Source organism: Streptomyces muensis (assembly GCF_021474425.1).
Taxonomy (GTDB): Bacteria; Actinomycetota; Actinomycetes; order Streptomycetales; family Streptomycetaceae; genus Streptomyces; species Streptomyces muensis.
Genome location: NZ_JAKEIP010000002.1, coordinates 13,027 through 25,066 on the forward strand (window position 1 = coordinate 13,027; position 12,040 = coordinate 25,066).

The 12,040-nt window shown below is 69.0% G+C and carries 10 protein-coding genes and 1 pseudogene; 8 read left to right on the plus strand and 3 right to left on the minus strand.

What is annotated here, in order from left to right; genetic code table 11:
* Positions 1–4: 4 nt before the first annotated feature.
* The 3 genes and pseudogenes from L0P92_RS00665 to L0P92_RS45585 form a co-directional block, all read right to left on the minus strand.
* The gene (locus L0P92_RS00665) at positions 5–400 is read right to left on the minus strand and encodes a molybdopterin cofactor-binding domain-containing protein (RefSeq protein WP_234760380.1); all 396 of its coding nucleotides are present in this window, start codon (positions 398–400) and stop codon (positions 5–7) included.
* 147 nt (positions 401–547) lie between these two features.
* The gene (locus L0P92_RS00670) at positions 548–937 is read right to left on the minus strand and encodes a hypothetical protein (protein ID WP_234760381.1); all 390 of its coding nucleotides are present in this window, start codon (positions 935–937) and stop codon (positions 548–550) included.
* 13 nt (positions 938–950) lie between these two features.
* Positions 951–1,298: pseudogene (locus L0P92_RS45585) on the minus strand (transposase); the annotation flags it as partial.
* 449 nt (positions 1,299–1,747) lie between these two features.
* Here L0P92_RS45585 and L0P92_RS00675 point away from each other — a divergent pair.
* The 8 genes from L0P92_RS00675 to L0P92_RS00710 all read left to right on the plus strand — a co-directional run bounded on the left by L0P92_RS00675 (position 1,748) and on the right by L0P92_RS00710 (position 11,999).
* A complete protein-coding gene (locus L0P92_RS00675) occupies positions 1,748–2,569 on the plus strand; it encodes a polyphosphate polymerase domain-containing protein (RefSeq protein WP_234760467.1) in 822 nt (273 codons plus the stop codon).
* Positions 2,566–3,243, plus strand: coding sequence for a DUF4956 domain-containing protein (locus tag L0P92_RS00680; RefSeq protein WP_234760382.1), 678 nt, complete (start codon positions 2,566–2,568; stop codon positions 3,241–3,243). The genes L0P92_RS00675 and L0P92_RS00680 overlap by 4 nt, the downstream gene beginning before the upstream one ends.
* Positions 3,243–5,012 carry a CotH kinase family protein gene (locus L0P92_RS00685; protein ID WP_234760383.1) on the plus strand — a complete coding sequence of 590 codons (1,770 nt, stop codon included), beginning with the start codon at positions 3,243–3,245 and terminating at the stop codon, positions 5,010–5,012. The genes L0P92_RS00680 and L0P92_RS00685 overlap by 1 nt, the downstream gene beginning before the upstream one ends.
* Before the next feature lie 86 nt (positions 5,013–5,098).
* Positions 5,099–5,845 (plus strand): response regulator transcription factor, encoded by a 747-nt coding sequence (locus L0P92_RS00690; protein WP_234760384.1) that lies wholly within the window; start codon positions 5,099–5,101, stop codon positions 5,843–5,845.
* An 8-nt stretch (positions 5,846–5,853) separates the two neighbouring features.
* Positions 5,854–7,413 carry a sensor histidine kinase gene (locus L0P92_RS00695; protein WP_234760385.1) on the plus strand — a complete coding sequence of 520 codons (1,560 nt, stop codon included), beginning with the start codon at positions 5,854–5,856 and terminating at the stop codon, positions 7,411–7,413.
* Between the two features lie 31 nt (positions 7,414–7,444).
* Positions 7,445–8,281: a fumarylacetoacetate hydrolase family protein gene (locus L0P92_RS00700; protein ID WP_234760386.1), complete on the plus strand. Its 837-nt coding sequence runs from the start codon at positions 7,445–7,447 to the stop codon at positions 8,279–8,281.
* Positions 8,282–8,433: 152 nt separating this feature from the next.
* Positions 8,434–9,723, plus strand: coding sequence for a bifunctional glycosyltransferase family 2/GtrA family protein (locus L0P92_RS00705; protein WP_234760387.1), 1,290 nt, complete (start codon positions 8,434–8,436; stop codon positions 9,721–9,723).
* 17 nt (positions 9,724–9,740) lie between these two features.
* Positions 9,741–11,999: an ArnT family glycosyltransferase gene (locus L0P92_RS00710; protein ID WP_234760388.1), complete on the plus strand. Its 2,259-nt coding sequence runs from the start codon at positions 9,741–9,743 to the stop codon at positions 11,997–11,999.
* Positions 12,000–12,040: the final 41 nt, after the last annotated feature.

Here is a 12,040-nt window from a genome sequence, read left to right on the forward strand (position 1 = left end):
GAGTTCAAGGAGCAGGTGAAACAGCGTGCCAGTCGCTGAGGGAGACGGAGACGTCCGGTCCTTTGCTGAGATAGCTGTGAAGGGCGCTTGACCGGAACTCGACCGGGTCGAGGCCGAGTTTGTGGGCGGCGATGTCCATCATCCGCTCCACGACCCACATGTGCTGGAGCCGGGAGTAGCCGCGGTTGGGGTGGACGGGGCCCTTGTTGGTGTAGACGGTGCGATAGCGGACCTTCAGGTGCTTGAGCTGGTAGCAGGCGTTGGCGACCTGGGTCCAGATGGCTCCGCCGAGCGGCTCGTAGCGGGCGTACGCGCCGCCTCGGTCGTGACGACATGCGTTATCAGGTGCGGGTGGTGTGCGTCGCAGGTCTCGGTCAGGTGGACCTTGTAGCCGCTCCACTCGGTGGCGTTTTTGATGCAGTAGCGGGCCTCGCCGTCGTAGGGGGATTCGATGCGGTCGCGGGAGGGTGGCATGTCCTTCGGCTCCCGCATCCGCACCCGGTCCTCGACGATGACGAACTCCTGGATCCAGCACAGGCGAAGGGCCTCAACGGCCGGAATTTGCGGCAATCATGACGGGGCGTGAGGATCGTTGATCGCGGTCAGCAGCCGGATGCGTCCTCGCCGGTCTGCTGCATGTACTGCCTGCGCGGGCCCTCACCACGTGGCAGTCGGTAGTCTCGATGCGCCGCTGGTAGCGGTCGAACCAGTCGGCCGGCACCGTTCGCCGCAGCCAGTCGCCGGCCGCGGCGGCCAGCGCGTTCAGGGCACTGCGCAGGTGTTCCGCGGTGTTCTCCACCCGGTTCAGCCGGCGCACCGCGGCCAGGACATGCGTGGAATCGGTGCGCTGACCGCCGGGCCTCACCAGCAGGCCGGCCTCCTGCAACCGCCGCGGCGCCCGGTCGGCCACCAGACGGTCGCGGAACTCGCTCAGCACGGGAATGGTCGAACCCGGGATCGGTTAACTCCAGCCCCAGAAGAAACTTCCAGTCGATGCGCCCGCGCACGGCAGCGGTCGCCTGGCGATCCGACAGGCCCTCCACGAACTGCAGCACCGACACGAGCGCCAACTGATGTGGCGGCCAGGCGGGTTGACCACGTTGTGGGAACAGCTCCACGAAGTCCTCGTCGGCGAACAGCGGCCCGAGCGCCTCCGGGATCCGCATGCACAGACAGCCCTTGGGAAAGGCCAGCCGGGCCATCTCGGCGGTCTGGGTCGGAACCTCGCCCGGCAGACGTGGACGCAGCGACATCTCGATCACCTCACGCTCGCGCCCCCACGCCGATCCGGCCATCATCCCGCCACCGCAAGGTCATTTGGCGACCACCACCGAATTCGCCAACGGTGTCCTGAGAGGGACGTGACCGAAGCCCGCCCCGAACTGCCTGCCGGCATCGACCCCCTGGGCACCCGAGATCGATACCGGCCGTCGCTGGGTCGGCCCGCCGCACTGCAGGCGGTCAGCGCCGCCGGCCTACGGGCCATCCACCAAAACCGACCAGAGCTGTCCCGGACCGTGAGGACGCCGCGTCAACGCGCGCAGTTCATCCATTGGTCATCTTGAGTACTCCTGGAATTACCTCGCAATTCTCAGCTGCTTCTCACATCCCACCGGTTTTGTGTCCTGCGTCGCCCGATCGGGCCGTACGACGAAGGAGGCGCATGGTGGCACTACCGGTGACCACGTGGCGGAAACCCGAGAGCCGGGAGGAGGAGCAGCGCCCGGCAGAGGAACAGCCGTTGCACGTGGCCAGCAGGCTGCACTCGTTCAACCGGTTCGAGCTCAAGTACCTCGTACCGGTCGAGGAGGCGGCCGAGATCCGGGACGAGCTGGCCGAGCGGATGGACCGCGATCTGAACAGCCCGGTCGGCGGGTACGGCGTGTGGAGCCTGTACTACGACACCCCGCAGCTGCGGTTCTACTGGGAGAAGATCGAGGGCCTGAAGTTCCGGCGAAAGCTGCGCATCCGCCACTACGGCAACCTGGACGGGGTCACCGACGAGGCCCCTGTGTGCGTGGAGATCAAGCAGCGCGTCAACCGGGTCACACAGAAGCGCCGCATCACCCTCCCGTACGGCGTCGCCCGCCAGTTGTGCGACGGCCGGGAGATGGTGGAGCACTCCGCCAAGGAGAGCGCCTTCATCCAGGAGGTGCTCGAACTTGTCGTACGGCTGAATCTCCAACCCACCGCGATCACCGGCTACCAGCGTGAGGCCCTGGTCGGCCGAGACGCGGACACCGGACTGCGGGTGACCTTCGACCGGCGCATCCGTGGCCGGGACCGGGACTTCCACTTCGGGACACCGACCCCCGAGCACCGGTTCACCATCCCGCCGCACCTGTCGGTGATGGAGATCAAGGTCAACGAGCGCACGCCGTACTGGATCACGGACCTTGCGGCGCGTCGGAACCTCAACCTGATCCGGGTCTCCAAGTACGTGCAGTCCATCGAGGCGTTCGGCCTGGCACCCCGGTCCGTGTTCCACATCCACGAGGCGGACCACCAGCCGCCGCACACCCCCACGTACTCGGCGCACGAAGCGCCCTTGAAAGCAGGAGCACAGTGAACTTCGATCTGCAGGAACTCAGCGGTACGTTCAGCGTTACCGACGTGGTCGTCGCCATGGCGCTGTCGTTCATTCTGAGCACGATGATCGGCCACGTGTACCGGTACACGCACCGCAACGTCTCCTACAGCCAGTCCTACGTCCAGACGCTCATCATCGTCGGGATGGTTGTCGCCCTGATCATGCTGGTGGTCGGATCGAACCTGGCCCGGGCCTTCTCGTTGGTCGGCGCGTTGTCGCTGATCCGGTTCCGGAATGCCATCAAGGAGACCAGGGACGTCGGCTTCGTCTTCTTGGCCATGGCCATCGGCATGGCCTGCGGTGCCCGCTTCTACACCCTCGCCGCCGTCGCGGCCGTGGTGATCTCCGTGGTCGTCGTCGTGATGTTCAAGTTCAACTGGTTCGCCCTGAGCGTCCAGCGCCAGGTCGTCAAGGTCCAGATCCCCGCGGGCGAGGACTACACCTCGGCCATCCGTGACGTCCTCATCCGGTACACCACGGAGTTCGAGCTGGTGAGCACCGAGACGATCCGCGGCGGCGCGCTGACCGAGGTGTTCTACACGGTGCGCATGAAGAAGGGCACCGAGCCCGGCGACCTGGTGGCCGCGCTGCAAGAGCGGACATCGGGCCAGCGGGTGACCGTGTTGACCGGTTACGACTCGACCGACCTGTGATGGCCGGCGGCAGCGAGGCGGCCCCCACGGCCGCTGTGCGCAGGCCGCGGCGGATGCGGGACCGGGTACGCGTACGGCTGCGGCACCACTGGAAGCCGGCCGGCGCCCTCTGCGCGGGACTGGTGGTGATGGTCTATTTCTTCGGCGACGCCCGAGTCTCGCCGTACGTCACCTCCTCCTCCCGCGTGGAGGCGGACGCCATCACGGAGAACGTCGAGGGCACGGTCGACCTGTACGACACCTCGGTCTCCCACTCCATCCAACTGGAGTACGACCAGACCGACTTCACCAAGATGATGAAGGAGTTCCGCGAGGACGGGACCAAGGACTACATCGAGGCCGACCTCACCATCGACGGCGTCTACCTCGAGGACGTCGGAATCCGCCTCAAGGGCAACTCCACACTGGCGTCCCTGCGCGGAAGCGGCCAGGGCAGGCCCGGTGGCGGCCGGACCATGCCCGAAGGCGCCGAGCAGGGCGCCCCGGAGGCGCAGCAGGACGGCGCAACCGGGGGCCGGGACCGCGGCCAGGCCAATGGCCGCGGTCCCGGCGGGGCCGGTGGCATCGGGGGCGGGATCACGCAGTACGACCTGTCCGAGAAGAAGCCCGAGGAACTGCCGTGGCTCATCAAGATCGACGAGTTCATCGAGGGCCGCGCCTATCAGGGCGAGCGTGAGATCTCGCTGCGCCCCGGCAGCAACGGCCAGGTTCCGGTGAACGAGGCCCTCGCGCTGAGCCTGACGGACACCACCGGTCAGAAGAACGAGCGGTACGCCTTCACTTCGGTACAGGTCAACACCCGCCCGGTCGCCGCCCGGTTGATGGTCGAGAGCCCGGACACGGAGTACGCGGAGTCCATCGCTGACGGCAACGGCGTGCTCTACAAGGCGCGGGCCGGCGGCAGCTTCGAGTACAAGGGCGACGACCCGACCGACTACGAGGAGTCGTTCGAGCAGCTCAACAAGGTGGGCAGTCAGGACCTGGAGCCGGTCATGAAGCTCATCAAGTGGGCGAACGAGGCGTCGGACGAGGAGTTCGAGAAGGAACTCGACCAGTACCTGGACGTCGAGTCCCTGGCGACGTACCTCGCCGCGCAGAACCTGCTCATGAACTTCGACGACATGGCCGGACCCGGCAAGAACTATCTGCTGTGGTACGACCTGGACACCAAGAAGTTCTCGGTCCTGGGATGGGACTACAACCTCACCTTCACCGGCGATGCGACCTCGGGCCCGGACGACGACACGGGCATGGGCGGTGCCTTCGGTGGTGGCGCTGGAGGTGCCACCGGGCAGAGCAGCCAGGGCGGCCAGGGCACAGGTGGCCAAGCCGCGCAGAACATGCCCTCCGGGATGCCGTCAGGAATGCCCGAAGGAATGCCCGAAGGAATGCCTTCGGGGATGCCCGAGAATCTGCCGGAAGGCATGCCGTCCGGAATGCCTTCCGGTCTGCCGGGCGGTCAGAACGGCCAAGGCGGTCAGGGCGGTGAGGGCGAAGGCGGTGGGTTCGCCGGCATGATCGGCCACCCGCTGAAGGAGCGCTTCCTGGACTCGGACACCTTCGATCCCGTCTACAAGAAGGCGTACAACGAGCTGTACGAGAAGTTCTACGGCTCCGGGACCGCCCTGAAGGCGCTGAACGCCATCGCCGAACAGGCGGGGAAGGCCGGTGCCGACGGCAAGGAGCTGGACTCCGCCGTCGAGAAGCTGCGCAAGACGGTCACCGAGCGTACCGCGGCACTGGCCAAGAACAAGGAAGTGACCGGCTGATCACCGGCGCCCGGACGGCAGTCCCCCGTGGGGCGCCGTCCGGGCGTTCGGCGCACCGCGAACGCCTCACCAGCGAAGGAAGGTCCATGCCCGTCGCGTCGTCGGCGCCCGCGCCACCCCCACACAATGTGCTCGTCGTCGAGGACGACCCCAGCATCCGCACCTTGCTCACTTCCGCCCTGCACGCCGCCGGCTACTCCGTGAGCACCGCCGACACAGGCCAGACCGCCATGTTCGAGGCCGGTCGCGGCCAACCCGACCTGATCGTGCTGGACGTCGGCCTTCCGGACATCGACGGCTTCGCGGTGACCCGTCATCTGCGGGCTGAGGGCGTCTATACGCCGGTGCTGTTCCTGACGGCGCGTACGGACGTCGAGGACCGCATCATCGGCCTCAGCTCCGGCGGCGACGACTACGTCACCAAGCCGTTCCACGTGCAGGAGGTGCTGCTGCGCATCCGTGCCATCCTGCGGCGCAGTGACATGCCACCGGGCGGAGGGACCAGGAGGCCGCCGCTGCGGTACGCGGATCTGGTGCTGGACCAGCAGACCCACGAGGTGCGCCGGGCCGGGCTGCCCATCCAGCTGTCGCCCACCGAGTTCCGGCTCCTGGTCTGCCTGCTTGCGCAGCCGGAACGCGTGGTGGGCAAGAAGGAGATCCTGTCCGAGGTCTGGCACTACGACTTCGCCGGTGACGCCCGCATCGTCGACACCTACGTACGCAACCTGCGGCGCAAGATAGACCGGTTCGAGCCCCAGCTCATCCAGACGGTCCGCGGTGTCGGCTACTGCCTGCGGGCCGCGCGCCCCGGACCGGGGGCGGCGGCGCTGTGAGGCGGTGGGTGCGCCGGCTGAAACCGCGCTCGCTGCGAGCCCGTCTGGTGCTCGGCGTCACGCTGCTGGCCACCTCGGCGGTTCTGCTCTGTCAGGCGGCAGGGCTCGCCCTGCTCCACTCCTGGCTGACGGACCAGGTCGACGGGCGACTGACCCGTTTCCAGCCAGTGCCCCAGCTTTACAAGGACGTGGCCGACGGCCGGACTGCGTCAGGGGCGCCCGGCAGGACGGGCGGCCTCCCTTCGGACTACCGGGTGTACTTCTACGACAGAGGTGGCCACCGGATTGCCATGTCGCTGAGCGGCGACGGGGGCGGTGCCGGGCCGCGACTCCCGAAGTCGGAGGCGGAACTCGGCCTCAAGAACGGCCGCCCCTCCACGGTCGCCGCGACCGACGGCGGCAGCACCTGGCGGGTGATCGCCCGGTCCGGCACCGACGGCACCCGGGTCGTGGTGGCGCTGCCTCTGGAGGAGGTGGACGAGGCGACCTCCCGGATGCTGTGGTTCAGCGTCGCTGTCGGAGTGGCCGTCGCAACGGGGGTCGTCCTCTTCGGCACCCTCGCTGTGCGGCTGGGACTGCGGCCGCTGGTCGGAGTCGAGCGCACTGCCAGGCGCATCGCCGAAGGTGAGTTGGAACTGAGCGTTCCGGACCGGCATGCGGTCACCGAGGTCGGCCACCTCAGCCGTGCCCTGAACACGATGCTCGACCGGCTGCGCACCGCGCTGCGTCGCACCGAGGCGTCGGAGCAACGGCTGCGCCACTTCCTGGCGGACGCCGGCCATGAACTGCGAACTCCCCTCACGTCTTTGCAGGGCTTCGCCGAACTCCTGGTGCAGGAGCCGGAGATGAGCCTGGAACGACGCCAGGAGGCGCAGCAGCTGATCGTGCGGAACGCCGACCGGATGAGCCGTCTCATCGAGAGCCTGTCCCAACTGGCCAGGCTCGGTGAGGTACCCGCGACGCGGTGGCAACCGGTCGACCTCCTCTCTCTAGCGGCCGACGGTATCGCTGCCGTCGCCGTGCGACACCCCGGGCGCAGCATCGGCCTCGGCACTCTCGCCGACCCCGAGGACGACGCCCGCGTGGACGAGCTGGACGTCGTCGACGCCGTCGGCGACCCGCATCAGCTGGCGCAGATCCTGTCGAATCTGCTCACCAACGCGTGCGTCCACACTCCGACCGGGACACACATCCAGGTGCGCGTCGGCACCCTCCGAGTCCGCCCACACGGGCCGGGCACGACTGGACCGGGCCGTACCAGCGCCAACGCGCCGCTCATACCCGGCACTCGGGTCTGTGCCGTCGAGGTCGCCGATGACGGGGCCGGCCTTGCCGAGTCGCACGCGCGGCGGGTGTTCGAGCGGTTCTACCGCGCCGATTCGGCCGAGCGGGCCGCGGCAGCGGGGTCCGGCCTGGGGCTTGCGATCGCCGCCGGCGCCGCGGAGGCCAACGGCGGCCGTCTGGAACTCGAGGCCAGGCCAGGCGAAGGCTGCACATTCCGCCTGCTCCTGCCGTATCAGCCCGCCGCTGCAGCCACGGCTGCCCCGGCTCCCCACACCTGCGTATAGGGCCGCATCTCTACCAAAAGGAGTGCCACCGGTGAAGCTCAGCACCGTACGACTGGGACAAGGCCGTACAGCCGCCGCACGTCTGCAGAAGAAGCACTGCGTGGTGCTGCCCTACCCGGACGTCGGGGCGCTGATCGCCTCCGGCGCCGACTGGCGGGAACGGGCCGCTGCTGAAACCGATGAACGCCACAGGATGGACGACATCTCCTACGCGCCCCTCATCACCCGGCCGAGCAAGATCGTTCGTGTTGGACCCAACTACGCGGCACGGGTACGAGAGACGGGCACCTCCTTCCCCACCGTTCCGGTGTTCTCCGTGGGGCAAGGCGGCCAAGGCGTTGCCGGTGCCCGCGACGCCATCTGCCTGCCGGCCGAGGGACGGAACGTGGACTGGGGCGTGGAGTTGGGCCTGGTGATCGGGTGCCGGACCCGTGGGGTCCCGGCCCGGACGGCGCTGCGCCATGTCGCGGGCTACACCGTCGTCAATGGCGTCACCGCGCGGAGCGACTCGGGAAGCGCCCCCGCGTCGGGACTGTCCACTGACGTCACCCTGGTGGGCCCCGCCATGGTCACCACCGACGACGTGCCGATGGGCGGCCGCGGTCTGACGATGAGCTGTGTCATCGACGGACGGGTCCGCCAGAGGGCGAACACCTCGCAGCTGATCTTCGACGTCGCCACCGTCATCGCCCATGTCAGCACCGTGACCACGCTGCTGCCCGGAGACCTGATCACGACGGGCAGACCGGCCGGATCAGGCACCGGACGCGAACCCGAGGTCCTTCTGTACCCCGGTGTGGACATGGTCACCGAGATCAAGGGTGTCGGGGAACTCAGGAACTCCGTGGTGCGGTCGGGTCCGCAGTGAACCGTGGGAGAGCTTTCGGCCATAGATCTGACTCCCTGTCAGTTCCCAGCGTTCTTTCCCCGCCTCCACAGGCAGGGCGGCAACAGTGAGGCCGCGGCCCGGACCAGGGCCTCAGAGCCGCAGTCTGCCGTCCCCTCACGCCTGAGGAAGCCATGACTCCCACCCCCCACCTCACCGAGACCACCGCCCGCCCGGAGCGCTTGGCGCCGTTCCAGCAGGTCGAGCGGTCCCTTCATCCACAGGCCGGTACCGCGACGGTCGACATCGTCGTGCCGGTCTACAACGAGGAACGCGCCCTGCCCGGCTGCCTGCGCACACTCCACGCCCGACTGGCGGCGGACTTCCCCTTTCCGTGGCGGATCACGGTCGCCGACAACGCCAGCACCGACGAGACCCTCGCCACCGCCCGTCGCCTCGCCGACGAACTGCCGGGCGTCGGCGTGGTCCACCTCGACCGCAAGGGCCGCGGGCTCGCCCTGCGCACCGTCTGGGGCGCCAGCGACGCGGACATCGTCGCGTACATGGATGTGGACCTGTCCACCGGCCTCGACGGGCTGCTTCCGCTGGTCGCGCCCCTGGCCAGCGGTCACTCGGACCTCGCCATCGGTTCCCGGCTGGCACCTGGGTCGCGCACGGTGCGCGGCCCGCGCCGCGAGTTCATCTCCCGCTGCTACAACGGCATCATCCGGCTCACGCACGGCGTCCGGTTCACCGACGCCCAGTGCGGATTCAAGGCGGCCCGCACCGAGGTGCTGAAGCCGCTGCTGCAGGTGACCCGCGACGACGCGTGGTTCTTCGACACCGAGCTGCTGCTGCTCGCCGAGCACAACGGACTGCGTGTCCACGAGGTCCCCGTCGACTGGGTCGAGGACGTCGACACCCGGGTGGACGTGGTGAACACCGCCACCGACGACCTGCGGGGCCTGTGGCGGATGGCGCGGTTCAAGGCATCCGGCGGCGCCCGGGTCGACGTACCGTCTCGCCCCGCACCGGCCGCCGAGCACCCCGACGCGGTCCTCGCACCCGCTGCCCGACGTGGCGCGTTGTCCTGGGAGGTCGGCTGTTTCCTGGCGATCGGTGTCGTCTCCACGGTCGGGCAGGCGCTGCTGTACTGGCTGCTGCGCGGTTGGTGGAGCCCGGCTGTCGCCAACCTGGTCTCGCTGTTCGTCCTCACCGTCCTCAACACGGAGGCGAACCGACGCCTCACCTTCCGGTACTCCACCGCTCCGCCCGTGCGGACGCACCTGGGCGCCGGGGGCCTGTTCGTCCTGGGGTACCTGGTCACCTCCGGCGCGGTGCTGTGGTTCAAGTCGATCGCCCCCGGGGCCTCGACAGCCGCGGAGACCGCGATCCTCGCCACGGCATCCGTCGCGGTCACCTGCGTGCGCTTCGCCGTGCTGCGGCTGGCCGTCTTCACCAGCGCCCCCCGCCGTACCCGTTGACGAGAGCGACTTCCGACATGAGCAATCCCACGCACCTCAAGCCTGTACCGGCCGCCTCGACCCCCGACGATTCGCCTGCGTCCGTCCGCTCGCTGCCCGCCTGGGCGGCTCCGGCCGCACTCGGAGCGATCCTCGTGCTCGCGGCCGTCCTGTACGGCTGGGCACTGGGCTCTCTGGGATGGGCCAACAGCTACTACTCCGCGGCCGTGAAGTCGATGGGGAAGAGCTGGACCAACTTCCTCTTCGGCTCCTTCGACCCGGCCGGGGTGATCACGGTCGACAAGCCGCCGGCCGCGCTGTGGCCGCAGGTGATCAGCAGCAAGATCTTCGGGCTGCACGGCTGGGCGCTGGTCCTGCCGCAGACGGTCGAGGGCGTGGCCGCGGTCCTCGTCCTGCACCGCACCGTGCGGCGCTGGGCTGGGGAGGGGGCGGCGCTGGTCGCCGCGCTGGTGCTCACTCTCACGCCCATCACCGTGGCCATCAACCGGGACAACAATCCCGACACGCTGCTCGTCCTGCTGCTGGTGTCCGCGGCGTACGCGCTCACCCGCGCGTTGCAGGCCGAGGGCAGGGCAGCGACCTGGTGGCTGTGTGCGAGCGGCTTCCTGATCGGGTGCGGATTCCTCACCAAAATGCTCGCCGCCTGGATGGTCATTCCCGCGTTCACCCTCGCCTGGCTCGTGGGAGGAAGCGGCCCCTGGATACCGCGAGTGCGGCGTCTGCTGGGCGCGGGGGCCATCCTGGCGGCGTCCTCCTTGTGGTGGGTCGCCATGGTCGCCCTGTGGCCGGGCGACCGCCCCTACATCGGCGGCAGCAAGGACGGTTCGGCCTGGGATCTCGTGGTCGGCTACAACGGGCTGGGCCGGGTCTTCGGCTCGAGCGACGGAATGTCCCAGAACATGGGCGGGTTCGGCGGCGGGTTCGGTGGCGCGGCCAGCCTGGGCCGGTTGTTCAACGCGCAGGTGGGCGGCCAGATCAGCTGGCTGCTGCCGGTCAGCGCACTGGCCTTGGCCGTCGCCCTGGTCGGCGTGGTGATGCGCCGACGCGGCATGCTGTCCGCCGACGCCCTGCTGCCGGCCTCCGGCTGGCTGCTGTGGGGGACCTGGCTGGTGGTCTGCGCGGCCGTGTACTCGACACAGAAGGGCATCTTCCACCCCTACTACACCACTCAGCTCGCTCCGGCGATAGCCGCCCTGTGTGGCGGACTGACCGCCGCCCTGGTCCGTGTCCACCGTGCCGGCGTGCGCTGGGCGCCCCTGGTGGGCGTGGCCGCGGTCGTGGTCAGCGCGGTCTGGGCCGTGGCACTGGTCCGCCGTGACTCCGACTGGAACGGCTGGCTGGTGTGGCCGGTCCTGCTGCTCGGCTGCGCCGCGGTCGTCCTGCTGCTCCTCGCGCGCCGGCGTGGTCGGCTGCTGACGGTCGCCGTGGGTGCCGCCGTCGCGTCGGTCCTGGTGGCCCCGGGAGCGTGGGCGGTCAGCGTACCGGGCTCGACATCCGCGATGGGCGGCTCCAACCCGACGGCCGGTCCGACGACGTTCGGCTTCGGCGGGGGCGGCCGCATGCCCCGGCAGAGCGGGAACGACGGTGACCTTCCGTCGTCGGGGATGCCGTCGGGCTTCCCGGGTGGTGACACCCCTTCGGGACAGCCCGGTCAGCCCTCCTCCGGCGATGCTCCTTCGGGAATGCCGTCAGGCATGCCGTCCGGTATGCCCACAGGGGGAGCGAACGGCATGCCGGGCATGCCCGGCATGCCCGGAGGCTCGACCTCGGGAGACAGCGACATGCCGTCATTTCCCGGCGGCGGTTCCGGGAAGGCCCCGAGCGGACGCGGCGGCTTCGGCGGTGGCGCGGAACTCACCAGCGAGCAGCGCAAGATTCTCGACTACGCCGTGGAGCACGCACCTCACGCCCGCATCAAGCTCGCCGTCGAAGGCGGTGCCATGGCCACCAGCTCCTTCATCCTGGGCTCGGACGAGACTGTCATCGGCATGGGCGGTTTCACCAGCGGCGACAACGCGCCGTCGGTGGACCAGTTGGAGGAGTGGACGAAGAGCGGGGAACTACGCTACGTCCTGGGCTCCGACACGAACAGCGGCGGCAGGCCGGGCATGACCGGGTCCCGCAACTACAGCAAGGAGCGTTCCGACTGGATCGCTGACAACTGCACCAAGGTTCCGGCTTCGGCGTACGGCGGCACGTCGTCGAACAAGAGCAGCGGTAGCGCGATGGGCTTCGGAGCAGGAGCCGACGTGCTCTACGACTGCGCCGCCAAGTAGGCGACGCCGGAGCAACGGGGACCACCGGGGAGAACGGACCA

Excerpts from the sequence above, each read along its gene's own strand:
- L0P92_RS00685 (WP_234760383.1), top strand. The coding sequence starts at position 3,243 with ATGGCCGGCGGCAGCGAGGCGGCCCCCACGGCCGCTGTGCGCAGGCCG.
- L0P92_RS00690 (WP_234760384.1), top strand. The coding sequence starts at position 5,099 with ATGCCCGTCGCGTCGTCGGCGCCCGCGCCACCCCCACACAATGTGCTC.
- L0P92_RS00705 (WP_234760387.1), top strand. The coding sequence starts at position 8,434 with ATGACTCCCACCCCCCACCTCACCGAGACCACCGCCCGCCCGGAGCGC.
- L0P92_RS00710 (WP_234760388.1), top strand. The coding sequence starts at position 9,741 with ATGAGCAATCCCACGCACCTCAAGCCTGTACCGGCCGCCTCGACCCCC.